At 58.5% G+C, this 26,590-nt stretch carries 19 protein-coding genes; 5 read left to right on the forward strand and 14 right to left on the reverse strand.

The genetic code is table 11. From position 1 onward, the window contains the following. The first annotated feature begins 79 nt into the window (after nt 1-79). The 5 genes from hmeg3_RS15670 to hmeg3_RS15690 all read left to right on the forward strand — a co-directional run bounded on the left by hmeg3_RS15670 (nt 80) and on the right by hmeg3_RS15690 (nt 11,847). Nucleotides 80-496: a helix-turn-helix domain-containing protein gene (locus hmeg3_RS15670; protein WP_094564546.1), complete on the forward strand. Its 417-nt coding sequence runs from the start codon at nt 80-82 to the stop codon at nt 494-496. A gap of 276 nt (nt 497-772) precedes the next feature. Continuing rightward, nucleotides 773-1,708, forward strand: coding sequence for an exopolyphosphatase (locus hmeg3_RS15675; RefSeq protein ID WP_094564547.1), 936 nt, complete (start codon nt 773-775; stop codon nt 1,706-1,708). 542 nt (nt 1,709-2,250) lie between these two features. Further along, a complete protein-coding gene (locus hmeg3_RS15680) occupies nt 2,251-11,079 on the forward strand; it encodes a GH36-type glycosyl hydrolase domain-containing protein (protein WP_369828827.1) in 8,829 nt (2,942 codons plus the stop codon). Nucleotides 11,080-11,272: 193 nt separating this feature from the next. Beyond that, nucleotides 11,273-11,455 carry a type II toxin-antitoxin system HicA family toxin gene (locus hmeg3_RS15685; RefSeq protein ID WP_094564548.1) on the forward strand — a complete coding sequence of 61 codons (183 nt, stop codon included), beginning with the start codon at nt 11,273-11,275 and terminating at the stop codon, nt 11,453-11,455. Nucleotides 11,456-11,463: 8 nt separating this feature from the next. Further along, entirely contained in the window at nt 11,464-11,847 is a 384-nt protein-coding gene (locus hmeg3_RS15690; RefSeq protein WP_094566394.1) for a type II toxin-antitoxin system HicB family antitoxin, read from the forward strand. Nucleotides 11,848-12,082: 235 nt separating this feature from the next. On the opposite strand, the gene hmeg3_RS15695 is transcribed toward hmeg3_RS15690, so the two are convergent. The 14 genes from hmeg3_RS15695 to hmeg3_RS15765 all read right to left on the reverse strand — a co-directional run bounded on the left by hmeg3_RS15695 (nt 12,083) and on the right by hmeg3_RS15765 (nt 26,586). Next, entirely contained in the window at nt 12,083-12,433 is a 351-nt protein-coding gene (locus hmeg3_RS15695; protein WP_094564549.1) for a hypothetical protein, read from the reverse strand. 201 nt (nt 12,434-12,634) lie between these two features. Beyond that, nucleotides 12,635-13,648 (reverse strand): hypothetical protein, encoded by a 1,014-nt coding sequence (locus tag hmeg3_RS15700; protein ID WP_094564550.1) that lies wholly within the window; start codon nt 13,646-13,648, stop codon nt 12,635-12,637. Nucleotides 13,649-13,893: 245 nt separating this feature from the next. Further along, a complete protein-coding gene (locus tag hmeg3_RS15705; RefSeq protein ID WP_094564551.1) occupies nt 13,894-14,562 on the reverse strand; it encodes a response regulator transcription factor in 669 nt (222 codons plus the stop codon). Nucleotides 14,563-14,805: 243 nt separating this feature from the next. Continuing rightward, a complete protein-coding gene (locus tag hmeg3_RS15715) occupies nt 14,806-15,231 on the reverse strand; it encodes a hypothetical protein (RefSeq protein WP_094564553.1) in 426 nt (141 codons plus the stop codon). After that, nucleotides 15,228-15,959 (reverse strand): hypothetical protein, encoded by a 732-nt coding sequence (locus tag hmeg3_RS15720; RefSeq protein ID WP_094564554.1) that lies wholly within the window; start codon nt 15,957-15,959, stop codon nt 15,228-15,230. The genes hmeg3_RS15715 and hmeg3_RS15720 overlap by 4 nt, the downstream gene beginning before the upstream one ends. Beyond that, the gene (locus hmeg3_RS15725; RefSeq protein WP_157739285.1) at nt 15,931-16,533 is read right to left on the reverse strand and encodes a hypothetical protein; all 603 of its coding nucleotides are present in this window, start codon (nt 16,531-16,533) and stop codon (nt 15,931-15,933) included. Before hmeg3_RS15725 ends, hmeg3_RS15720 begins: the two co-directional genes overlap by 29 nt. Next, a complete protein-coding gene (locus hmeg3_RS15730; RefSeq protein WP_094564556.1) occupies nt 16,517-17,293 on the reverse strand; it encodes an EscJ/YscJ/HrcJ family type III secretion inner membrane ring protein in 777 nt (258 codons plus the stop codon). Before hmeg3_RS15730 ends, hmeg3_RS15725 begins: the two co-directional genes overlap by 17 nt. After that, on the reverse strand, nt 17,290-17,598 hold the full coding sequence (gene sctI / locus hmeg3_RS24980) for a type III secretion system inner rod subunit SctI (protein WP_094564557.1): 309 nt from the start codon (nt 17,596-17,598) through the stop codon (nt 17,290-17,292). The genes hmeg3_RS15730 and sctI overlap by 4 nt, the downstream gene beginning before the upstream one ends. Nucleotides 17,599-17,620: 22 nt before the next feature. Then, complete coding sequence (locus hmeg3_RS25210; RefSeq protein ID WP_304441833.1) at nt 17,621-17,890, reverse strand: EscF/YscF/HrpA family type III secretion system needle major subunit; 270 nt, start codon at nt 17,888-17,890, stop codon at nt 17,621-17,623. 13 nt (nt 17,891-17,903) lie between these two features. After that, nucleotides 17,904-19,106 (reverse strand): PrgH/EprH family type III secretion apparatus protein, encoded by a 1,203-nt coding sequence (locus hmeg3_RS15745; protein ID WP_157739286.1) that lies wholly within the window; start codon nt 19,104-19,106, stop codon nt 17,904-17,906. 324 nt (nt 19,107-19,430) lie between these two features. Continuing rightward, nucleotides 19,431-22,799, reverse strand: a complete 3,369-nt coding sequence (locus hmeg3_RS15750) for an ATP-binding protein (protein WP_094564559.1) — start codon at nt 22,797-22,799, stop codon at nt 19,431-19,433. Between the two features lie 242 nt (nt 22,800-23,041). Then, nucleotides 23,042-23,350: a phosphopantetheine-binding protein gene (locus hmeg3_RS15755; RefSeq protein ID WP_094564560.1), complete on the reverse strand. Its 309-nt coding sequence runs from the start codon at nt 23,348-23,350 to the stop codon at nt 23,042-23,044. Nucleotides 23,351-23,353: 3 nt separating this feature from the next. Beyond that, nucleotides 23,354-25,429 carry a hypothetical protein gene (locus hmeg3_RS15760; protein WP_094564561.1) on the reverse strand — a complete coding sequence of 692 codons (2,076 nt, stop codon included), beginning with the start codon at nt 25,427-25,429 and terminating at the stop codon, nt 23,354-23,356. 23 nt (nt 25,430-25,452) lie between these two features. Further along, entirely contained in the window at nt 25,453-26,586 is a 1,134-nt protein-coding gene (locus hmeg3_RS15765) for an IpaD/SipD/SspD family type III secretion system needle tip protein (RefSeq protein ID WP_094564562.1), read from the reverse strand. Nucleotides 26,587-26,590: the final 4 nt, after the last annotated feature.

A 26,590-nucleotide genomic window follows, 5' to 3' on the forward strand; every position in this document is an offset into this window, starting at 1 on the left:
CGGGGGAAAGAAATTGCAGATTACCGGATACACTAACTTTTAGTAAGTACATACAAAAAGGTTAGTGTAAAATAATCGCATGAATACACGAGATCCCCTTCCAAGCTCGCCTGACGACCACGTTTCGCTCAAAGAACGGCTGCGCCGCGGCGAGCTGTTTTCCGGCGATTGCCCGTCGCGCGGCGTCCTCAAGCACATCACCAGCCGCTGGGGCGTGCTGATTCTGGTGGCGTTGCTGGTCGGCACGCACCGTTTCAGCGACCTGCGCCGCAAAATCGGCGGTATCAGCGAAAAGATGCTCGCCCAGACCTTGCAAGATCTGGAAGGCGACGGCCTGGTGATCCGCAAGTCCTATGACGTCGTACCGCCCCATGTGGACTACACCTTGTCGCCACTGGGACTGGAGGCGGCGCAACACGTGGAAGCGCTGACGGATTGGATAGAGTCCAGCTTGCCGCGGATTATGGAAATACGGGAAGAAATGCAGAAGGCGTAAGGCGGGCACAATTCAGTTCTGCAGACAACAAGAAACCGCATCGGCGAGCTGCCTGATGCGGTTTTTTATTTCAGCAATAAAGCCGTCTGTGAAATAAATCTCTGCGCGCTTGCCTGCCCCTGCTAATTAAAATGGGGGCGTGTTCCATGGCGATATGAGACAGGCTTCAAATAGCAACAATAGCTGTCCACGCATAATTTTGAGTTGTATTATTAGCCATTGCGTCGCAGTGGCAAATGCCAGGCAAAATTTTCAATCAACGAGGGGGAAACACTCATGTCGGAAACAAAAAAATATCGTCTGGTGACACGTAGCGATTTTGATGGATTGGTGTGCGCAGTGCTGTTGAAGCACCTCAATATGATCGACGAAATCCTGTTCGTGCATCCCAAAGACATGCAGGACGGAAAAATCGCCATCAGCGACAACGATATCACCACCAACCTGCCGTTCGTGCCTGGCGTGCACATCGCCTTCGATCACCATCTGTCGGAAACCATCCGCAATACCGGTGAGCGCAAGAATCACGTGATCCATCCCGACGCACCGTCAGCCGCGCGCGTGGTGTACGACTACTACGGCGGTGAAAAGGTGTTCCCGGCATCGTGGGGCGACATGATGGCAGCCGTCGACAAGGGCGACGCCGCACGCTTCAACGAACAGGAAGTGCTCAACCCGGAAGGCTGGGATCTGCTCAACTTCCTGATGGATGCCCGCACCGGCCTCGGCCGTTTCCGCGACTTCCGCATCTCCAACTACAACCTGATGATGGATCTGATCGAACTGTGCAAAACGCACACCATTGAACAGATCATGGCCTCGCCCGACGTCAAGGAACGCAAGGACCTGTACTTCGAGCACGCTGAGAAGTGCAAGGATCAAATCCGCCGCTGCGCCACCGTGCACAAGAACCTGGTCGTACTGGATCTGCGCAACGAAGAAGTCATCTTCGCCGGCAACCGCTTCATCATCTATGCCCTGTTCCCGCAAACGAACATCTCCATCCACGTACTGTGGGGCCTGAAAAACCAGAACACCGTCTTCGCCACCGGCAAATCGATCCTCAACCGCACGTCGAAGACCAACATCGGCGCGCTGATGCTGGAATACGGTGGCGGCGGACATGAGAACGCGGGTACTTGCCAGGTGGAGAACGACAAGGCGGAAGAAGTCTTGAAGGTGCTGATTTCGCGCATTAACGCGGATGGCTAAAAGCCCGTGCGTTCGCATTCGAAGTGTGAATGCATCCGCATCAGCCGATACAAAAAAGCTCCCTTGTGGAGCTTTTTTGTTGCGTGTTCCGGCGCTGGGCAAACTCAGACTGCTAAAAACAGACAACACAGACAAAATAAACAAACAATCGAAATTCAGCGTAAGTCTCCCGATTCAATCTCCTGCCCGTCAGAATCCGACGTGATGGCCGGAATTCACGTACACTCAGGACAATTGCCTGTAGCAAGTTATGCTGACAAATCAAGCTAAGCAGCTACGTCAAAGCGACAGCCCCATCTCTCTTTGAGTCACCCCGCCTCCCAAGGTGCTCGCACGGTGATTCAACTTGCATCGAACCCAGCCATTCTGCGTGTGACCTGGAGCACACAAACCTGGATTCAGCCCTTTCCGCACTCCCATGACCGCTCTCTGCGCATAACGGCGTAGTCGGCGGCGTTTATACGCTTGTACGAAACGCACCTTCGACGCTACTGCGACCGAAGGCATCCGCGTTGGTACACGCAGGATGAAAGACGTGAATCGTGAATCAAGACCAGACACTACTCGAAGAAGAACTCCCGCTGCGCGCCGAACTGTTCAGCGCCCAGCAAATGGAACAGCATGGCCAGGTACTGGCCAATGCACACAAGCTTGATCCGAACTACGGCCCCGACAAACTGCTGGCCCGACTGGCCGACAATGAAGCCACCATCATCGATGCCTGCACCAGCCTGACGGCAGCCATCAAGGCCGGGCGCCAGGTGACGCCTGCTGCGGAATGGCTGCTGGATAATTTTTATCTCATCGAAGAACAGATCCGTACGGCCAAACGCCATCTTCCCAAAAATTACAGCAAGGAATTGCCACGCCTGCTGCACGGCCACTCTGCCGGCAGTCCGCGTGTCTACGATATCGCGCTGGAAACGATCTCGCATGGCGACGGCCGGGTCGACCCCGAAAGTCTGAGTCGCTTCGTCGTGGCGTATCAGCAGACAACAACGCTCAATCTGGGCGAGCTGTGGGCCATTCCCATCATGCTGCGGCTGGCCTTGATCGAAAATCTGCGACGCGTCGCGGCACGCCTGTCGGCGACACGCATTAATCGCAACCTCGCGCATTTCTGGGCGGACGACATGCTCGAAGTGGCCGAAAAGAATCCCAGCAACCTGATTCTGCTGGTGGCCGATATGGCGCGTTCCGAACCGCCGATGGAAAGTTCCTTCGTCGCCGAGCTGGTACGCCGCCTGCAAGGTCAAAGCCCAACGCTTACCTTGCCGCTGACGTGGCTGGCGCAACGCCTGGCCGCCTCCGGCACCAGCATCGAACACCTGGTACAGCAAGAAAGCCAGCACCAGGCTGCCGACCAGGTTTCCATCAGCAATAGCATCGGCTCGCTGCGCTTTCTGACCAGTATGGACTGGCGTGAATTCGTCGAGACCATGAGCACTGTCGACCACATTTTGCGCGAAGACCCCAGCGATACCTACGCACGCATGGATTTTGCGACACGTGACCGCTACCGCCATGTCGTCGAAAAAATAGCGCGTGAAGGCTCGCTGTCCGAAACCGAAGTCGCACGTGAGGCCATTGCCATGGCGCGCACTGCAGCAATGCAGATAGACAAAGCGGATCGCCGCGCCCACGTCGGCTATTACCTCATCGGCCAAGGGCTGGAAGCATTACAAACGGTAGCGACCCTGCACATTCCACTACGCGCAAAGCTGGCGCGACTGGCGAATACGCGTCCGATGACCATGTATCTCGGCGCCATATTGGCGATCACCGCGGTGGCGACCTGGTGGGTGCTGGCCGAAGTGCACCAGGAATACCGCGGCAGAGCAGATCAATGGTATCCACTGTGGCTAGCCTTGCTGGGCTTGTTAATCGCACTGCCTGCCAGCCAGTTGGCGCAATCTGTCGTCAACTGGCTGGTACCCATGCTGACGCCGCCACGACTATTGCCGCGAATGGACTTATTCGGCGGCATTCCTCCTGAATGTCATACCCTCGTCGTGGTGCCGACCTTGCTCAGCACGACCGCAGGTGCAGAGAGTCTGGTCGATGCGCTGGAAGTGCGCTTTCTCGCCAATCAAGATGTCAATCTGCGCTTTTGTCTGTTGACCGATTTCGCCGACGCCGTCAGCGAGAGCACGCCAGAAGACGCTCCCTTGCTGACGTTTACGACCCAGCTGATGAACGAGCTTAATGTCAAATATCCGCGAGCAGGCGGCGACAACTTCTTGCTGCTGCATCGCCCTCGCCGCTGGAATCCAGCACAAGCGACATGGATGGCCTACGAGCGCAAGCGCGGCAAACTGGGAGATCTCAACGCCTTCTTGCGAGGGAGCGGCCATGATGCTTTCTGCGCCGTCGTCGGTGACACTACCGGCCTCGTGAATACACGTTACGTCATCACGCTCGACACCGATACCGAACTGCCACGCGACGCGGCCCGCCAGTTTGTCGCAACGATGTCGCATCCTCTGAATCGTCCCGTCTACGACGCAGTGCAGAAAAAAATCAGCGACGGCTACGGCATTCTGCAGCCGCGCATCGCCGTCAGTTCCCCCAGCGCCCAGGCCTCGCGCTACGAACTGCTGTATGGCGGCGAAACCGGTATCGACCCGTACACCCGCACCGTCTCCGACGTGTATCAGGATCTGTTCGGCGAAGGCTCTTTCATCGGTAAGGGGATCTATGAAGTCGATGCGTTCGAACAAGTATTGCAGGATCGCATGCCTGAAAACCGTATTCTCAGCCACGACCTGCTGGAAGGCTGTTACGCGCGCGCCGGCCTGATCAGCGACGTGCAGTTATACGAGCAATACCCGTCACGCTATAGTGCCGACGTCAGCCGACGCCATCGCTGGATTCGCGGCGACTGGCAGATTGCCGCCTGGCTATGGCCACGGGTACCAGTGAACCGCGATGCGACAGGAAAACTTCACTACGAAAAGACACCTCTGTCGGCCTTGTCGCGCTGGAAGCTGTTCGACAATCTGCGCCGCAGCCTGGTTGCGCCGGCACTGACATTGGCGACGCTGGGTGGTTGGATTCTGTTACCTAAGGCATGGCTCTGGACCGGTCTGATACTGGTTGTATCACTGACTCCGGCCTTGTGTTCGCTGTTGCTCAATCTGCTGAAAAAGTCCGGCGAAATTCGTCTGCAACAACACATCTCGGCATCGCTGTCAGCGCTCGGCGCTCAACTGGTACACGCCGGTCTGGCCATCACCCTGCTGCCTTATGAAAGCTGGTACCACCTGGACGCCATCCTGCGCACGCAATGGCGTCTGCACATCTCAGGCAAACGCCTGCTGGAGTGGAACAGCTCCAGCGAAGTCAATGCTCGCGCCGGTAATCGGCTGCGCTCCTACTACGCGGCGATGTGGCAATCGCCGCTGCTGGCGCTGGCCGTGGCGCTGTATCTCGATTTGCGTCACCCGGTCGCGCTGGCTGCTGCCGCACCGATCCTGATTCTGTGGTGGCTCGCACCTGTCATCGTGTTTCGCATCAGCCAGCCGATCACACAGCGCGCGCCGCATCTGAGCGATACCCAGCAGACTTACCTGAATTCGCTGGCGCGCAAGACCTGGCTCTTCTTCGAGACCTATGTCGGTCCGGCAGACAACTGGTTGCCTCCCGACAACATGCAGGAACATCCTGTGGAAGTCCTGGCCCGGCGTACTTCGCCGACCAATATTGGACTATCGCTGCTGGCCAATCTGACGGCGTATGATTTCGGCTACATCCCCGGCGGCCAACTATTGGAACGCACCCGCAACACCTTTCAGACCATGTCCGCGCTGGAGCGATATCAGGGCCATTTCTACAACTGGTACGACACGCAATATCTCCACCCGCTTCCGCCTGCCTATGTATCAACCGTCGACAGCGGCAACCTTGCCGGGCATTTGCTCACCTTGCTGCCGGGATTGCAAGCATTGGCCGATGCGCCGGTACTGCATCCGAATCTGTTTCCCGGACTCCGCGCAGCGTATGCGATTCTCAACGAGCTGTCGCATAACTTGCCGCTCCCTGAAACACAGCAATTGTCGCCGCTGTTCGAACGCGAACTCCTCGCGGCCTGCGCAACACCACCTGCATCGCTGAGCGATGCCTGCGCTGTGCTCGATGGCCTGCATCGTCACATGGTCGATTTTGCACGTGGCCTGCATCAGGGAACCGGCGCTCAGATTGCCGGCGCCGCTGCTGCCGCTATTGCTATCAACGCGCCATCCGACAAATATCTGCAACGGCTGAGTCAACTCCGTCAATGGGAACGCGCGCTCTCCAGCCAATGCCGCGAAGCGCTGGCGGAACTGCATGCGCTGGCGCCATGGCTACGTACCAATCACTTCAAACGCTGCAGCGACAACCTTCCCGCGCTCGCGGCTGTGCTCAATGGCACGCTCAGTCTGCGTCAGATAGCGCAACTGCCCGCACTGTCTCTCCGGGCGCCAAGCTCTGACAGTGATAGCAATAGCGATAGCGACGAAAACAAGGTCGCGCTGACAGCATTGCAAAGCTTGCTCAAAGAAGGCAGCGACCTGGCTGCCTCGCGTCTTGCTGCGATCGACATGCTGGTGATGCAAGCGGCGGAATTCTCGCGCATGGAATATCGTTTTCTGTACGACCCGGCGACTCACCTTCTGGCAATTGGCTACAACGTTGCCGATCGCCGGCGCGACACCGGTTTTTACGACTTGCTGGCATCGGAAGCGCGACTGGCGACCTTCGTCGGTATCGCGCAAGGGCAACTGCCGCAAGACAGCTGGTTTGCACTGGGCCGACAACTCACCCTCGCCGGCGGCGAACCTATTCTGCTGTCGTGGAGCGGGTCGATGTTTGAATATCTGATGCCCTTGCTGGTCATGCCGACGTTCACCGGTACCCTGCTCGATCAAACCTATCGCTCTGTCGTCGAAAGGCAGATCAGCTACGGTGCACAGCGCGGCGTATTCTGGGGCATGTCGGAGTCGGGTTATCACAGCTTCGACGCCAGTCTGAACTATCAATACCGAACCTTCGGCGTGCCGGGCCTGGGCTTCAAGCGCGGCCTGGGCGATGATCTGGTGATTGCCCCCTACGCCTCGATGATGGCGCTGATGGTCGCGCCGGAGCAGGCTTGCAATAACTTGCAGGAAATGAGCGCCGCCGGATTCGAAGGCGTGTTCGGCATGTACGAAGCAATCGACTACACACCGTCGCGCCTGCCGCGTGGCCAAAGCAACGCTGTGATCCGCTCGTTCATGTCACATCATCAGGGCATGGGCTTCTTAGGATTGGCCTACCTGCTGCTGGATCGGCCGATGCAACGCCGCTTCGAATCCTATCCCTTGTTTCAGGCCACCATGTCGCTGCTGCACGAGCGCGTCCCCAAGGCTGGCGCCAATTATTCCAGTGCGTCAGAACTGGCTGACGTGCGCATCGCCGCCACTGATCAGGATCAGCAAATCCGCGTGATGCGTCGCCCCGATCCGCGCACGCCGGAAGTACAACTGCTATCCAACGGCCGCTATCACGTGATGATCACGAGTGCCGGCGGTGGTTATAGCCGCTGGAACGATATCGCCGTCACACGCTGGCGCGAAGACACCACGCGCGATCACTGGGGCAGCTTCTGCTATGTGCGCGACATCCGGGAAGATGAATTCTGGTCGACGGCGTATCAGCCCAGCCTGACGACGCCGACGCATTACGAGGTCATTTTTTCCGAAGGCCGCGCCGAGTTCCGGCGCAACGACCGCGATATCGAGATGCATACCGAAATCGTGGTCTCTCCCGAAGACGACATTGAACTGCGCCGTACCAAGATCACCAATCGCTCACGCTCGACGCGCACACTGGAGATCACCAGCTACGCCGAAGTCGTGCTCGCACCGGCAGCTGCCGACGCCATGCATCCGGCGTTCAGCAACCTGTTCGTCCAAACCGAGATCGACATGCAGCGTGGCGCCATCCTGTGCACACGCCGACCACGCTCGGCCAACGAAAACGTGCCGTGGATGTTCCATCTGATGGCCGTGCACGGTGCAGAGGCCGATGCGGCCTCTTACGAAACCGACCGCATGCAGTTTCTCGGCCGCGGCAACACACCCGCCACGCCGCAGGCCATGGGTCAGGTTGGCCCGTTGTCGAACAGCGCAGGTTCAGTACTTGATCCGATCATGTCGATCCGTCGCCGCATCACGCTTGAAGCGGAGCAATCCGTCACCATCGATATGGTGACCGGCGTCGCTGCAAGCCGCGATACGTGCGAAGAGTTGATCGGTAAATATCAGGATCGCCATCTGGCCGATCGCGTCATGGAGCTGGCATGGACCCACAATCAGGTGGTGCTGCGCCAACTCAATGCCAGCGAAGCAGACGCTCAGCTCTACGGCCGTCTGGCCAACTCGGTGGTCTACGCGAATTCGTTGCTGCGCGCCGAAGCCAGCATTCTGGCGCGCAACCGGCGCGGTCAGTCGGCGTTATGGAGCTACGCAATCTCGGGCGATCTGCCCATCGTACTGGTGCAGATACGCGACATGGTCAACATTGAGCTGGTGCGCCAATTGGTACAGGCCCATGCTTACTGGCGATCCAAGGGACTTGCCGTCGATCTGGTCATCTGGAACGAGGACCACGCCGGCTATCGGCAAGTACTGCAAGAACAGATTCTGAATCTGATCTCTTCCGTCACCGGCGCACATACGATCGATCGCCCGGGCGGTATCTTTGTCCGCCTGCTGGATCAGATATCCGACGAAGACCGCATTCTGTTCCAGTCTGTCGCACGCGTGATTCTGAGAGACAGCAGCGGCACGCTGGCCGAACAAGTCGCACGACGCGATGCCCCGGAAGTAAAAATGCCGCTGCTGTCGCCCAAGACAGGTCCGATATCGGATGCCGACATGGCGCTACCGCTAGCACGAGCAGCCACTCCACCGGTGCTATTGCTGGGAAACGGCACAGGCGGCTTCAGTGCCGATGGCTACGAATATCTGATCACCACCGGAGAAGATCGCTATACACCGGCTCCTTGGAGCAATGTCATCGCCAACGCACAGTTCGGCAGCGTGGTGTCGGAAAGCGGCCAGGCCTACAGCTGGGCTGAGAACGCACACGAATTCCGCCTGACCCCGTGGGCCAACGATCCTGTCAGTGACGGTGGTGGCGAAGCTTTCTATCTGCGCGACGAACATAGCGGCACGAGCTGGTCGCCGACACCATTGCCGCGACGCGGCAGTGGCGACTATCTGACGCGCCACGGCTTCGGCTACAGCGTGTTCGAGCATAGCGAAGCAGGCATTTTTTCCGCACTGACCATGTTTGTTGCACTCGATGCGCCGGTGAAATACATGGTGCTTCGTGTACGCAACGACTCCCGGATACAACGCCAGTTGTCTGCCACCGGCTATGTCGAATGGGTGCTGGGCGACTTGCGCGCCAAGACGGCAATGCACGTGAACAGTGAAGCCGATACCGCCACTGGCGCGCTATTGGCAAGCAATCACTACAACACTGAATTCCCGCAACGTGTCGCCTTCTTCGATCTGGATGCCACAGCAAAGACGGTCACTTGCGATCGCAACGAGTTCATCGGACGCAATCGCTCTCTGCAAAACCCGATTGCATTGGAACGGCAGCGCCTGTCCGGCAAGATCGGTGCAGGCTTCGATCCCTGCGCCGCGATACAGACGGTGTTCGACCTGGCGCCCGGGCAAGAGCGTGAACTGGTGTTCATGCTGGGCCTCTGCGACACGCGCACTGCCGTTACCAGCACACTGATCCTGGCCCATCGCGGCGCTGCCACCGCGCGTGCGGCATTGCAATCGGTCAAGGACTACTGGCAGCACACGCTGGGCGCGATTCAGGTCAATACGCCGGAACCTGCGCTGGACGTACTGGCCAATGGCTGGCTGCTTTACCAGACGCTGGCTTGCCGCATGTGGGCACGCAGCGGCTACTATCAATCGGGCGGCGCGTTCGGCTTCCGCGATCAGTTGCAGGACAGCATGGCGCTGGTCTACAGCGAACCTGCACTGGTGCGCAGCCACTTGCTGCTGTGCGCTGCGCATCAGTTCGTCGAAGGCGACGTTCAGCATTGGTGGCATCCGCCAACCGATCGCGGCGTGCGTACGCATTGCTCGGACGACTACCTGTGGCTGCCGCTGGCGGTACATCGCTATGTCACGATCACTGGCGATGTCTCCGTGCTGAGTGAGACGGCAACCTTCCTCCAGGGCCGCGCTCTCGGTCCGGACGAAGATTCGTATTACGACCTTCCCCAACGCTCGGCCGAAAGCGCAAGCCTCTATCAACATTGCGTGCGCGCGATCCGGCACGGACTGCAGTTCGGCCAGCATGGCTTGTCGCTGATAGGCTCATGCGACTGGAACGATGGCATGGACAAGGTCGGCGAACATGGCAAGGGTGAAAGCGTCTGGCTCAGCTTCTTCTTCTACGAAGTCATGATGCGCTTCGCCGATGTCGCAACGCTGCATCAGGATCAGGAATTTGCCGCCGGCTGCCGTGAACATGCGCAGACCTTGCAAAAGCACATCGAACAAAACGGCTGGGACGGCAACTGGTATCTGCGCGCCTACTTCGACGACGGCAGTCCGCTCGGCTCTGCCGCCAACGTCGAATGCCAGATCGACTCCATTTCACAAAGCTGGGCGGTGCTCTCGGGCGCCGGCGACTCTGGTCGCGTGCAACAGGCGATGCAGTCGGTACGGCAACGCCTTGTGCGTGATGAAGACAAGTTGATTCAGCTGCTCGATCCGCCGTTCGACCACTCCGACCAAAACCCGGGTTACATCCGTGGTTATGTCCCCGGTGTACGCGAAAACGGCGGGCAATATACCCACGCCGCGATCTGGACAATCATGGCTTTTGCACGCATGGGCGATCACCAGTCTGCATGGCAATTGATGCGCATGATCAATCCCATCAATCACGCCCGCAACGCACAGGAAATCGCCAACTACAAAGTAGAACCTTACGTGATCGCGGCAGACGTCTACGCCGTGACACCGCACACCGGTCGTGGCGGCTGGACCTGGTACACCGGATCAGCCGGCTGGATGTACCGCCTGCTCGTCGAGTCACTGCTGGGCCTGCACATCGAAGGCGACAAACTGTCTATCAACGCGTGCATCCCTCTTGAATGGAATGGCTATGGCATCGACTATCGCTACGGTGAAACCCGTTATCGGATAGCCATCACACTCGGGCAAGTGACGGAAACAACAAGAACCGAGACAGACAACGAACCGCTGACAGCATGCTGCTTCAGGCTCGACGGCGTTGACTTGCCTGAGACGTTTGTGACGCTGGCAGACGATCATAAGGAGCATCAGATCGACGTCATGCTGTCTCGCTGAAGTCTCACTGAAAGTGCACGATGTCGGGAGGCTGGCCATGTCAGCATTCCGGCGTATTCATCTGCTTGGGAAGCGGACGAGACGACCTGCGGCCAGTCCTGACATTCTGAAGGATCGACTGACGTCGCACCGAAACGTGTCGCAACCATACACACATGGCAATTTTTTGTGTATTTGTGTGTATAATTAATACATGGGCAGCGCTGAAATCATCAAACAACTTAAGGCGGCGGGCTGGGAACATGTTTCGACGCGGGGTAGTCACCACAAGTACAAGAACCCCGCGACAGGTAAGTCTGTCATCGTTCCCCATCCTAAAAAAAACCTGCCACAAGGCACGGCGAAAGCCATCTTGAAACAAGCTGAATTGAAATGAGGTACACCATGTTATATCCGCTCTATGTATGGAAAGACGAGAACAGCGCCTACGCTGGGCGCTTTCCCGATCTGCCAAGTGTTTTCACTGCCGCTGACGAGCTCAACGAATTGCCAGCGATGGCACAAGAGGCCGTAGAAGCGATGTATGAAGGGGAAGAACATATTCCCGATGCGTCGTCGGTAGAGCGATGGAGAGAGTCTGACGAATATGCAGACGGCTTTTGGATGCTGATTGCTATTGATCGCGCCAAGATCAACACTAAGCCGGTGAGAGTGAATATCTCCCTGCCAGAAAGTCTGCTGCATGACATTGACGCTTTCGCAGAATCTCATCATCTGACACGCTCAGGATTTCTGGCGCAGGCTGCGCTGAAAGCAATGAGCCAGTAACAAAAAAGGCCGCATCGTGCGGCCTTTTCTTTTCTACTTCTCGTATTCCAATTCCCGGTTTTTCTATTGAATGTTGATTTGCCGTTCTGATTGACCCCGTTTTGCATCATCCGTTGCCCCACTATTTCGCTTGAAGAACCAAGTTTTATAGATATCTTGAATTTCTAGGCAAGGTTATTACTCATTACAAACGTGGATCAAATCCACGCGCAAATCAACAATCACCCGTTTTACCTCAGATAGCGCGCTCTTTGACTCCGGTAATCATCATCCTGCGATTGACTGGCATCGGCGTCATTGAAGTGGGCAAGAAATACTCCGCAAAACGTTGCTCCGCATTGTTCCCGACAGCAACCTGCTTCACCTCCAGTCGCGGCAATTTGTAGTGCGAATACGGCAGCACGTCGTTCCAGCGCAAGCGCTCGCTGTCGACCGGGCGCCACGCGGCGAGCCGCACTTGGGAACCGCCTGCGCCGGCGAGCTTTATACTTAATTCGGAACGCCGTGCTGTACTTGGGCGCAACTTGTCGGCAATGGCCGTCGGTAGTCTGGTAAAAAAGCTGCTCAGGTTGAAAGCCAATCTCATGCATAACTCCATAAAAAAGTGAATAGTCCGCCGAGCATATCGTCGGGCCCTGAGCGCGACTTTCAAATTTGAGACATCAGGCGTTCCGCTGGCACGCCATCGAAAAACTCCGGACGACGAAACCGGATCCTCGTGAGAGTCTGGTCGCCCGGAAAACAACTGCGACGGCGGGATTGCACACCGTTACGCAGTCGGACGACGTCAGAGCGCTGTCGACTCCCGATCGGGCAACAACGCATCATGTGCACTCTGCAAGACCACAAACTGATCGCGTGTCTTGACGATGTCAGCCTGCAAATGTGCCGACTCTTCATCCATGATCGTCTGCAGGGTTTTCAGCTCACCAGTCCAGGCTGCTTTCTCCGCCTTGATCTCCAGGCGGGCCGCATGCTGCCGCATTGACTGCGAATGGGCCGGATGCCGATACAATTCCTTGCTGATAAAGCGCCGTTGTTCGGCCAGCTCGCGGAATTGCACCCAGGCCTTGCCTTTGGCATTAGCCGGCGTGTACACCTTGACGGTGAGCTCCACATACTGACGGCGACCGTACTCGACGTGCTTGTTGATGGTGCCACCGAAACGGCGCAGTGCTTCCTTGTCACTGAAGACGTCATCGCTGGAGTGATGGTCGAAGCCTTTGACTTCTTTAGTGGTCGGCGTTTCGTAGTGAGTCAAGGCGGTCCATTTCTCACTTTCCGAAAATCCGTTCTTCATGAGCAAGGCGTCGAAGGTAGCGTCCAGCCCCTTGCGCTGACGCAATAGCTGATCGTACTTGACGGTCGATTGGCGCATTTCGCCGAGATAATCCTTGAGCGCATCAATCTTGCTCTGGTGCTTGTTTTCAATGCGAATTTCCTCGCGCTGCGCCATGGCCGGCAAGTCGGCTAGCTTTTGACGGGAGGACGCTATCGACGCGCTCATTTTGTCCATGGAGTGCGAAAAACAAGTGCGCAACCGGCTCGCCAGTTCGTGCAGGCTGCCGGCTTTCTTTTCTTCCATATTGGATTTTTGCGTCGACAATACCGTGACGGCTTTTTCGATGCCCTCGGCGATCTTTCTTGCCTGCTCTGGCTGGAAGTCGGCCAATTTCCTGACGGCGCTGCGCACCTCGTTCAAGGCATCTGCCAGCGGCTTTTTGTGCACACGCCCCGAAGCGGAAAGATCGGCGATCCGGTTGACGATGCTTTGTGTATCGACTGTACTGATGTTATTCATTGACTACCCTTTCTCATACGGATGCAATACGATCACCCGGCAACGTGGTGCCTACAACGGCGCACCGGATGCTGGCGCGATCGCAATGGAAGGGGATTATGTCGTTCAGCGCGCGAGGGCGCTTTCAAAAAAAGAGCCTGCTCAGTTTTTCGCGCAGCCGCGATGAGGGTGATGCCAGATGCATCGCCAGGCGACGGCCCAGCGATGACGACGCAATGACCATGCAGCTACAGCGTTGCGGACAATCAGTCTTGCGGCGGGGAAGAAGACGGTACCAGGCCGACTTCGAGTGCGTACTTGAACAGATCTGCATCGCTGGCGACGCCGATTTTTTTCATCGCGCTGTTCTTTTGCGAACTCACCGTTTGCTTGCTGCGATGGAGCTGCGCTGCAATGTCGTTGATCTTCATACCGGACACATACAGGCGGATGACTTCTGATTCACGCTTGGAGAGGTTAACGTCTTTATTGTCCTCGCCCGGCGGCTTATCCAGCGTCTGCACGATCGCGTTGACCGTGGGTGAGAAATATTGGCCGCCGGAACTGGCAATATGAATCGCCGGGATCAGATGACTGGCGTCGTCGGATTTACTGATGATGCAACGTACACCCAGGGCAATCAGGGTACGCAGCACACCAGGGTTGTCCATCATGGTCATGACCACGATCTTGATGTCGGGATAGCGCCGCAAGATGAATTCAAACAGCGGCAAGCCATCGCCGAACTCGCCGCCCGGCATCGCATAGTCCGTAACAAGGACGTCGGCGATGCCTTTGTCCAGCAGCGCAATGATCTGCGTCGAATTACGCGCCGTGTCCATGAGTTCGATGGTGCTGACGGCAATCGACTGCTTGATGCCTTCGACAATTGCAGGATGATCATCGGCAATCACGACTCTGATTTTGTAGGGCATTGCATTACCTTTCTGGGCGCTCGTCTACGAGTCCGTTCTTTTTGTCGATAAAGAATGCAACTCCTCCTCCCACATCTTTATCATCTGCCGCCGCGCCAACGGCGAAGCAAACAGATATTGATTCATGCTGGTCGTGAACTGCCGGACCTCCGTCTTGGACAATTTGGCAAAGCCAAGCAGGAGTCGCGCAGCAGTTACTATATCTTCCTGTTCCATAAATATAAATTGTATTGCTTGATACTGCTACCAGTCTTCAGGCTCTTCCGGCAGCGTTATCATTTTTCCCATGAAGCTGTTCAGGATACCGTTGGAAACCACGGCTAGCCCGACCCCCTTGTATAGCGCCGCGTAAGCTGGAGAACCTTCCCCGCCCTCCTCCTTGAAGCGGTTCATGACTTGCGCCAGCGCCGGTGTGTGTGTCGGAATCGCCTGGTACGGCCTGCTGCCATCTGCGGCCTCGAACTTGCGCAGGCAATCGATGATCTCGGTGCTGCTGATGTCAGGATTGGCCTCCCACAATTGCTTCAGTTGCGCATACAGGAGATCAATATTGTCGTCTTTGACGCCCTCGCCGGCTTGCGGTGCGAGGCGCTGATCCAGGCTGAGAGACGCCGGCGATGCGCCAGCCTGAGTGGTATTGAGATAGTTCACTCCCAATTGTTGAATCATGTGTGGTCCTCCGGCAATTCGGTATTTTTCTGATTGTGCGTCGCAGAAGGCGGCTCTGCGGCAGCGCTTGGCGGCGCAAACAATGCCGCCAGATGCGCGCGACATTTGTCGGCGACAGCGCCGCTCGCCATGTAAATTGAGGGCAGGCTGCTCATGGCTCGCGCACCCGCGCGCGTCACGAAATCGTCAGGTGCGAACTCCGCCACTTGGTCACCCAAGCGCAGCAAAAATCGCGTGTCCTGCCGGTATTCGATATTGACCGGTCCGGGGACATGTTGTTGCAAGCGCGTCATCAGGCTGCGATGACTGGCGCGCATGCATTCCGGCAACAAAAGCTCCAGCGTCGGTGCGGCGGCAATATCCTGTTCGCGCAGACATGCTTCGAAGGCCGCCATGACGACATCGGGATCATTGACGCTCCGTTGCAACAGCATCGCCACCTGCTGCTGCAAACGGGTCTGCAATTGCGCCGCAAGCGCAACGTGATCGGCAAGATAGGCGGCCAATGCATCGGCCGCCTGCAAGATGCCGGCAGTGTAGCCTTCGGTTCTGGCTTCCTGATACAGCCGGGCGGCCGCATCGTCGGCCTGCACCGCCAGCGTAGTGGCGCGTCGCTTCGCTTCGGCGAGCAGCGCCGAGGCCTTGATATCGTTGCGCAGGTAGGCGCTACGCACCAGCAAGGCCTCGTCGGGGACGACGTCACAACTGGTATGGATGATTTTTGGCATAGAGGATCGCCTGTGAAATCAAAAACAATTCGCTTGCCTGCAAGGGCTTGCGGGGACCGTCAAAACTAGCATCCAGCTGCGGCGCAAACAACAAGCGCATGCGCGCCAGCAAGGCCGCCGGCGCCTGCTGCTGCCAATCCAGAACACATGACAAGCCTGCCCGCTGCACCTGCCGCAACGGATCTGCATCCGATCCCCAGTCAGTCAACGGAGCAAGATCGTCCTGCACCGCAATCAACTGCTGCAACGGCAACGCCATGAAGAAGCGCACCGGCGCAGGCAGGTGCAAGGACCTGCCGCGCAATGCAAGCGACGGCTTGAGCAACTGTGCGCCGACCAGCGAACAGACGTAGGGCAAGCGCCGCCAATGCTGCAACAGGCGATGTGGATGCGCCGCTATCGGCGGCGAATGCAATGCATCGCCGAGTAACATGCGATTGACGATGGCGCGTTGCCGCGCTGTGTCGAAGCTGCGCGGCAGGCGCAATCGCTGCGGATGGACATAACGCAGCGGATCGAACAGGATCTGCTTCAGTTGCTCCCTGAGAATGCCTGCTTCAGTCTGGTTTGCCATCGTGCTCTCCCTCACGCGCACCGTTTCCACGCCCCTTGCGCATCGCCTGCAAAGCGTCACGACCGCTGCGACCATGCTTGTGCCAGAGCCACGCCAAAGCGGCGATTGCCGCGACGATGACTGCTGCGATGCCGGCCGGCATGCCGTTGTCGGGCTTGTCGATTTTTCTGGGTGTCTCGTGTTGCAAGGCACTGCGGCGCGACAGGACGACCGAGATATTGTCGTACTCCACTTCCGCAAAGCTATTCTTCAGGAAGCGTTTGATGTCATTGATCAGCGCCGGCGCATCGACATCGCCTTCATAACTGGCCAACGCCGACAAATGGACCGGCGTCATCTTGCGACCACCTTCGCCTGCGTCGAGATCGTAGCTCACATGCACCCGCGCCGACACCACGCCGGCAACGGTATAAAGCGACTGCTCCAGACGTTGTTCAATACCGGAATACAGCCGCGCCTTCTCGGCGCGCGGCGAAGCAACCAGGCTGTCGGTCGGAAACATGTCTGCAATCTGCACCGCCTTGCGTGACGGCAGATCGTAAGACCTGAGGATATCGACCGCCGCCGCGAAGTCCGGCTTGCCGACATCGACGCTGAAACCGTTCTTGCCGTTGTCCTTCTTGCCGGCTTCGATATTGTGCCGATGCAAGACTGCCACCACTTCGTTGGCCTGCCCCTGATCCAGCCCCTGCAGCAGACCTTCCTGCTTGCAACCGGCCAGCATCAGGCACAGTGTCGCCATGATCGCCAGCTTGTTCATGCGCGCAACACGGTTTCCGCGGTAGCGACACCCTTGCGCGTCAATGCACTGATGGTTTCTACCTGCTGCTTGTATTCGCCCAGACGCACTTGGAGTTCGAACAAACCGCCCGGCGTCGACAAATACTCGGCGTCATTAGCCTTGGCCATGATGTTGGCGTATTCGGCTTGCGTCGCCACCGAAGTGGACGCGAAGGCGTCGCGCAAACGGTCGTCGATCGATGACCATGTGGTTTCTTGCGGCGTGATGTCTACCGCCGTGAGCGCGGCGCCCGGCTGGATGCCGGCAATTGCTTGAGTATTCACGAGGATTGCTTTCCTGATCGAATTAACGGAAGTTGGCGACGATAGTCGCGTCCATGTCCTTGAACGCCTTCACGGTAGAAGACTGGGCATTGCGCAAGATGCTGATTTCCGAAATCGCAGCCTGGTATTCGGCCAACACGGTCGGGTCGGAACTGCCGCTGCCGGCGGTGCCGTCGCCGGCGAGCTTGGCGCGCAATTCTTTTTCGCGCGCAAACAAGAGCGCCCCGCCGTCTTCGAATGCCTTGGCGGTTGTCATCATCAAACCGTTACCTTGATATGGTGTTGTTGCCATCTTTAACTCCTGCTTAAAAAGTGTGTGGAAAAAACCAATGTTGCTGCGTCATCTTGACGTAGCCGGGGCCGCCGTATTTGAACGACTTCCCTTTCAGCCAGTCATCCTTGAGGGCGACTGAAAAATAGATATAGCGCGTACCGAAATCACGATAGAAACTGTCGGTAAACACTTGCAGACGTGCCAGTTCGATGTCGTTCAGGCTACCCTGAACAGTGTAGGTCACGCTGTCGGCATTGCCGACACGCTCATAGGCGATGCCAAGTCTGTCGAGACCGGCCCTGGCCTGCTCGTCGAGCATGGCGTCGGACCACGTCGCGATACCGATACTTTCCGCATAAGGCATCCATGTCGCGAGGCTTGCCATGAGCGCCTGGCGCTCCTTGCTGCTGATGTGCGCGCGCTCCTGACTGAGCACCACTACCGGCCTGGCCGAATTGGCCAGCTTCACGCGATGGAACGACAGCGTCGGATAACTCTCCAGCAATAACTTGCACAGCCGCAGTTCTTCGTCACGCAAGGTCGACACACGGGCCGAAGCAATCAGGCCCTCACGGGTCAGCGCTTGCCTGGCCCAGGACACGTCGCGTTCGCTATCGGCAAATATGTAGATGGCGCCGTCGCTTCCCTTGAGCAAACGGTATTGACCGCTGGAGCCGGTAACGACGGCCGCCACTTCGGCGACGCGCTGGTTGTCCTTGAGCGTCATCCACAACGCCAGTCCCAGCGCCAGTAATGCAAACAGGGCGATCACGCCCAACAGCATCCGAATAAGCCAGGAGCGTTGCCGTGGTGCGACGTCTTCCGGTTCCGCCGCTGTCGGCAACGCATCGACAATGCCGGGTGCCCAATCTGCATCCGCCGGGCGCACCGCGAACGCGAGCGTGCCGACACGGCAGACTTCCTGATACGGGCGCACGCGCTCTTCCAGTTGTGGCGCGAGCGTGCGCAAGCGAAAACCATCGCGGGCGTTGTCGTCGAGGATGATTTCAAAGTTGCTGCCGCCGTCCATCGGCACCACGATTGCGCTCTCGGGAAATACCGGCCGCTCCGCCGCTTCCTTGTGTGCCATGGCTCCCAACAGCGTACTTGCGGCGCCCGCCACCACCAGCGTGGTGTCGCCGTTCAGGTGATATTCGCAACCGCTTAGCGGTCCGTTCAGTAATCGCAGGACCGCCCTGGCATCCGGGCTTTCCGATTCAAAGTGCAGTGTCATGATGAAATCTTGTGATGTTTTTTGTGCTGCCTGCGCCATCTTGTGATCCGCGCACCTCCGCCCGGAGCGCGGCATGAACGCATGAACAACAGGCAATGACAATCCGGTCTCGCGGGATGCAGCCGGCGTGGCCGACTGCATGCGAGTTAATGAAACGTAGTGTAGGGAGTTTGCCCGGGGACAGAAATCTGACAAGAACCAAAAGCTGCAATGATTTCTTCGGACTAGTCTGAAAGCGCCCCAACCTGCCGCGGCGACGGTCGGCCGGATATGCTCCGGCATAAACTCCTGCATTCAGTCGTCGCCATGCTGACGACCACGGCGCTAGGCTGCGACCTTCTGCGCCATGCGCTTGAGCACCTGATGCACCAGCGTCTGCAATTGATCCAGACGCGAAAAAAAATCGACCGGCAGGCCCGAGGCGCAGTCATGTTCAAGTTCACTGCACGCGCTCACCACAGGCGCCTGTTTTTGCATCGCGAACGCGCCCTTGATGGCATGCAGTTGTTCCAGTACGGTATCGTGACGCTGCTGTGCGCAAGCGACGCGCATCTGTGCAAGCGCATCGTCGCTGCTGACGTGCAACGCCTGCAGCAGGCGCGCAGACAAGCCGCGCTCCCGCTGTTCGGGCGGCACCTGCGACGAGCGCAGCCGCGATGCTGTCAGATGACGGCGCATGATCCGGTCGATTTCACGCAGCGACATCGGCTTGAGCAACACATCGTCTATACCCGCCGCCAGACAGCGCTGATGATCCTGCGGCGACGCGTGGGCAGTGACCGCGACGATCGGCAAACGCGCGCCCTGCTCGCGCAACATGCGGGCCAGCATGTAACCGTCGACGCCTTGCATCGAAAGATCGGTGAGGACGATGTCGTACTGGTCCGCAGCATACAACTGCAAGGCCTCGCCGGCATTGGCCGCCAGGCAAGCGTCGTAACCCAGCAAATCCAGCTGATCGCCGATCAGTTCGCGATTGACCGGATGATCCTCCACCACCAGCACGCGCGCGGCATCCGTCCGCAGGGCGACTTGGGCGTCGCCATGCACATGCGTGCACAACGCCGGTCGCGGCAGGTCGGCGCCGCCGGCCAGCAACAAGGCGCGTTGCAGACCTTCCAACGAATAACAGGAAACCAGAATCCGATTACCCTGGCGCACCGGCATGCGCGGGCCATCTTCGCGCCCGTCGATGATCTGCAGGCCGTCTTCCATGAGCGCGTCTTCGTCGGCGGTGCTCCAAGACCGGTGCGCACCGAATAACAGCAGCGGCCCGCGATTGCCGCACCATTCTTCAGGCCCTTGCAACAGGCGACCCTTGAGTCCCCACGCCTGCAACTGCGCAAACAACTGCGTGCGCCATTCCGACGATGCGCACAAAACGCCGATCTCGCGGGCGCTGCCATCCGTGTCGTCCGTACTGCCGACGCTCGCACCGGGCAACGCCAACGCGCTCCCCACCGACTGCAACGGCAACCTGACCGTAAATACCGTTCCCTGCCCCAACTCGCTTTCCATCTCTATGACGCCGTCCATCAACTGCGTCAGACGCCGGCACAAGGCCAGCCCGAGGCCAGTGCCGCCATACTGCCGTGCTACCGAGGCATCGCCCTGTTCGAACTGACGGAACAACTGACGCCGTCGCGCTGCCGCAATGCCGGGGCCGGTATCGGCCACCCGCAAGATTAGTACTGTCTTGCCGTCCTCGCCGGCCGGGCCGATATCGAGCGTGACGCTGACTTTGCCGCGCGCAGTAAATTTGATGGCATTGCTAAGCAGGTTGACCACGATCTGCCGCACCCGGGTCGGATCGCCCAGATAGCAGCGCGGCAGTTGCGGCGCCACGCGATAGTACAAGTTCAGCCCCTTGTCGGCGGCGATCGGTACGAAGATGACCAAGGCCTGCTCCACCAGATCGATCAGGTCGAAATGGATATGCTCCAGGTGCATCTGTTCCGATTCGATCTTGGAAAAATCCAGGACGTCATTGATGATGTCGAGCAAGGTATGCGACGAGCGCGTGACCGTTTGCAGGCGGTCCTGCTGCAACTCGGTCAACGGCGTGTGCGCCAGCAACTCAAGATTGCCGAGGATGCCATTGAGCGGCGTGCGGATTTCGTGACTCATGGTCGCCAGGAAGGCTGACTTGGCCTGATTGGCGGCTTCCGCCGCCACACGCGCTTCGCACAGGCTACGCTCAAGTTGCTTGCGTTCGCTGATGTCGGAAAAGCTACAGAGCAGAAAATCCTCACTCAGATAACGGGTGCGCACAATGCTGATCAGCAAATGATGGCGCTCGTTGTCGGCGCCCGTCACCGTCAGTTCATGCATGGCAGGGGCAGCGACGGTCGCTCCCGGCAAAGGCTGCGCGGCGTTCTCGCGCCACAGATTGCGCAAGCGCTCCGACAACGGTGCTTCGTCATTGTCGTACAGTGTCATCGCCGCGTTTTGCAACAGCACCTTACCGCTGCGCTCAGAGATCAGACATAAGCCATTAGGCGCGGTGGCGATGATGGTGCGATTGAGTTTTTCACTGTCGAAGACGCGCTGCGAGCGTAGCAGCAGCGGACTGAGCACCTTCTTCAGATAGACGTAAATTAATGTCCACAGTAGTCCCAGCAGCAACAACGTGGCAACCGCGTAGGCCATGACAAAGTTGCCCCGCGCGGCGAGGATAGTGCGCCATGAAAAAGCATAGGCAAATACCCAGCCAGTATCGGCGAGCGGCTCGCTGATGGTAAATGTGCCGTCGCGATAGACATAGTCGGACGAGTCGAGCCGCTCTTGCCAAACGCCGGAATCCAGCACCTTGGTGGTCAGCGCGGGATCGACTGCATCCTGGCTCCAGCTGCTCAGGATCAGATCTCCGTTGCGATCGACGATCATGAAGTTGCCACTGTAGCTGGATTTGTGCAGCCACTTGTACAAAACGTCGAAGGAGATGCTGCTGACGAATACGGCGAACGGCCGCTCGCCGTCAAAACCGGGAGCGGCGACTTGCAGCACTGTCTCGCCGGTGAGCGGGTCAGGCATGGGCGGCTGCCAGAAGACACGCCGGCTTTCGCGCAGCGACGCCAGATAGACCGGATCGTTAAGGTCGCCGATGTCCGGCGCCAGCCGGTCGATCAGGCGGCGCACATCGCTTGAGGGAATATTGCTCAGCAAAGCGTGGGCCGGCGGCGGCGACGCAATGGAGACGAAAGTGTGCGCCGGATCAAAGAAGTAGCCGGCAAACGACTCACCGCGTTCGCGCGCGCTGGCGGTCACCGCATAGGCTTGCGTTTCGCTGAATTCGATGAACCGCGCGAATGTCTGCGGCGGATGCCGGGGCGACACATCGCCCAGCAACAATTGCGATACCACGTAAGGGTCTGCCTGCATGAGCAACTGGCCGGTGCGAAAATCGTCGACGCGACGCTGCGATCCGGCTGCGCGCCAGACCAGTTCGGAATAGATAATTCCACGCCGCATGGCGGATTGTTTCTTTTCGATTTCCTGCGTGACGAGCGCCTTGTTGGCGGTATACACCGCGCGGCTTTCGGCAATGTAGTCCTGAATATCGGTCCACACTGCGAGGCAGGCGCACAGTATCAGCGCCAGCGACAACAGGGCGCCGCCGCCCAGCAGCAGACTGCGCTGATAGCGGCGCAGAAGTTTGATTTCACACGGTTTTCGGTTTTTGGTGACTGGCATCGTTTTTTTAACGGCACGATACTAAGCTTCCCGCCGGTCGTTGCAACCCGGCATTCGCGCACGCAGACTTACCCCCCTTTTCTTGTTGACTGAATGGCATCCGTCGTCCGCCGGTGGCGGAGCCGGACCCCGAGATATTCGGTTTTCCGCAACGACAACTGCGCCATCAAGGCGCAGTTGTCGTTGTTCCATTTACGTTCCCAATGCGACCCGGCCAGGTATCTTGCCGCCGGCCCGGTTGATCAGCCGGTACGCAGGTCGCCGTAGTACAAACGCTGGACCACATCGCAGGCGCTGCCGACGGTGAGCATCTCCGGCAGCCAGTCGACGTCGATATCAATGTCGAACATGTCGTTCAGGGTATGCACCACCTGCAGCAGATCGAGTGAGTCGGCGCCAAGGTCATCCACCAGGAGCGCCAACTCATCCGGCAAGTTGCCGGTCATGAAATAGTCACCCAAAAAACCGCGCACCCGCTCGCGCAGGTCCGGCAGATCAGACAGCGCCGGACTGGCGGCTGCACGAAGCGAAGCAAGAGATACCTGTGTCATCACTTACTTCCCGTTGAGCGGTTCGAACGCCGGACCGGCCAGTATCGGGCGGGTCGGCGTCGACAAGCGTTGATACGGACTGGCCGCAGTGCGCCCGGTTTCACTCGACAACCGCGTATAGCCCGGTTGCGATGGTGGCGGCGACGACATCAGCGGACGGTTACGTAATGCGGCAGGCTCCTCCGCATCCGGTGACACCGGACTGCTGCTACGGTCATCGCCATTACTGACGCTGCGCAATAAGGGCCATTCGGTTGTGCTGATGCGATTGCCGACACGATGCAGCAGAGAGCCGACATACGCGGAATTGCTGGTCGGTGGCTGAGCACCGATACCGGCGTCGTCAAATTGTTTTATCAGTTGCTGTATGGGAGACAAAGACCGGTTACGCAAGGTAACGGTATTTTCTGCTCCCTGATTTTCTTGCGGCGACCTGGCCGCTGTTGCCGGCATCGGCGGAACCGATGTTATCGACGATGTTGCTGATGTTACTAAGGACGCCGGACTTGGCGGCATTGCCGGTGTAGCTGGCAGTGGTGAAGATGGTAACGATAGTGAAGATGCTGACGATGATGCAGAGCTCGGTGCTCTTGGTGCTGAATCCGGCAGTGGCGGTGGCGGCGGAATATCGACACGCAAGCCTCGCACAGCAGGCCGTAATTGTAACACAGAATTACCATGCGGCATGCCGCCGTCCAGTTCGGTTGTCACTTGATCAATATGCCGGGAGGCAGGCGGCAGCGGCTCTTGCGCGTTGTTGGCATCGTGATCCGGATAGTGATTGTCATCCACCTCATCGCGACCGAGGTCGTTATTCAACACTGCATTACGCAAGGTCTGCGCGTTGTCGCCGTGTCCGTCTTCTGGCTGCACCGGCAAGGCCGGACGCTCCGCACCGACCGTTTGACGCGCCCTGGCTGACGACGTGGGAACCGCATCATCGACGCTAGCGACATCGGCAGGATTCAGCGCACCGTGTTCGGTATCGTGCTCAAGGATGCGCGTGAGCGTGCCATCAACTTCGCGGCCCCCGATCACGATAATCGGCCGGAATACCGGATTGGCCGTCTGCGTGACCGAGTAAGGTGCAGGTGTTGCCGCGGGACGCGCCGCGGCGGCCGACGGTCCATGCGCCGGCGCGACTTCCTCAGGAGCCGGTGCAGGCGCCGGTTGCCGCGCCTGGGCGGGAGCCGTCTCGACGGAACGCATCATCTCAGCCCAATGCTGGGCCACGCGCCATTGATTGACTTTAGCGCGCAAAGCACCGCTGCCACCGCTCTGTTCCGCAGCGCGCATGGTTGCTGTCATGCGATCAGCGGCTTCCGCCGCCGCATGCGAGATCAGGCCGCCTGCCGCATCGATTTTTTGCCAGGTGGCGTAGCTCTGCGTGCCGAAGCGCGCCTCGATATACGCGCGAATCGCAGGCATCACCTCGCGTTGCATCGCGCCTTCAAAAATATCCGGCTTGTTCGGCAAGGCGTCCAATTTGGCGTTGATTTCCTGCGTCAGCTTTTTTACCTTGTCGTAACAGTTACCCGCATGCCAGGCACTGAATCCCGAACGGTCGCCCAGACCATCTTTGATGATCATCTTGCACAGCGCCTTTTCCATGCGCTCGCAATCTTCCGGCGCGCCGCCGTGGATGCGCAGCTCCGACAAGGCCACCGCCAGATCTTCCACACCGATGCGCGCGGCATAGCGACCGGCGGCATACGTCGCGTCAGCCTGCGCCGGATCGTCTGCATGACGAAAAATCGCATCCAGTGCCTTCGACTGTGCACTGTCGATCAGTCGCAAACCACCAGTGCACTCCGCCTGCGCTTCTGCCTGTGACGGCACCATGCATTGCTGCACCTGATCCAGCATGTCGGCATGTGCTTCCTGCGCCGCCGCATGCACCGCCTGCTGGGCCGGCGAACGAAACCCGCGGCCCAACTGAAAGCCGTTCGACACCGGCAGAAACGTGCGCCCGCTACTGCCGGCGCCGCGCATCTGGGCGCCGACCGGCATGCCGGACATGAAGGGATTGGCCATCGGCGGGATAAAAGCCGGGCCGGCCCCAATGCTTATAGGATTCATGATTGAACTCCTTCATTCAATGATTAAAATTGCAGGAACTGCCGCAACATGTCCGCCATCGACTGAATGATCGAGCTGATGGTTTTGTGGAAGTTTTCAAAACGGCTGTACGTATTGCTGTACTTCTGTCCGCGTGTCTGCAGGGAATCTTCGATGCGGCTCATCTGCGAATCGAAACCGGCTTTCCAGGCGTTGTAGGAAGCGATGGAGATCTTGTGGTTGTCGCTGCTGGCCGGCAATCCGGCGATCATCTTCTTGATCTGGCTCATGTCGGGAATGACGCAATAGGTGCCGTCGCCATTCTTGTGACAGCATTCTTTCGGATCCAGGCCGAGCTTCTCGCAAATTGCCTTGGCTTCGTCTTCCTTGATACCGCCGGTGGGCGCCTTGCCGGCAATGACCTGATCCTGGGTCGGATTCTCATATTTGTTCAGCAATTCTGTCAGCGCCTGCTTCAGCGCCGCAAAATCCACCCGCATGTAATTGTCGTCGTCGGCGCGAACCCACGTGCCGAACTTGGCCAGAATGTCGGAGATGGCCTGGTACAGCTTGGTGTACTGGTCTAGTGCCGCGCCGTAGTCGGCGACATCGCCTTTCTCCGACTTCCCGATCATCTCCGCCAGCTCTTTCCAGATATCGCCAAGATTGTTGCCTGACTTGCTGCCGTTGTCGCTCGCGCTATAAGGCGATGGCAGGCTGCGGGCAGCATACGGAGAAATAGCGGGTGTCTCGCCAGCGCCGTGATTGTCTGCGCCGCCCGCGTCAGCCGCCTTGCTATCTGTAGCATTGCGCAGCAGATTCAAAAACGTCTCTGCGGCCGCTTTCTCGCGTCCGCCATCCAGCTTCTCGCTGAGCGCTGCCGCAGCCAGCGCCTCTTGCAACGCATCCAGCTTGCCGCCGTCGACCCCGCCCCCGTCTAGGCCCAGCGCGCGCTTGGCCTGCGCGTTCGCCTCCTCATGCGCCTGGTAACGCGCGCTTTGCGCATCGTGCATATCGCGCGCGGCATTCAGCAAGGCTTCCTGCATCGCTTCCGAACCGTCTGCGGAAACGGTGACCGGCGCCTCCTGCGCAGTGGCGGCGTTGCGTGCAGCTTTGCCGGCGTCGTCCATCGTGGTCGCCGGCATGGCCAGCGGCAATTGTGCTTGTTTGATTTCCATGATG

Source organism: Herbaspirillum sp. meg3, from assembly GCF_002257565.1.
GTDB lineage: Bacteria > Pseudomonadota > Gammaproteobacteria > Burkholderiales > Burkholderiaceae_D > Herbaspirillum.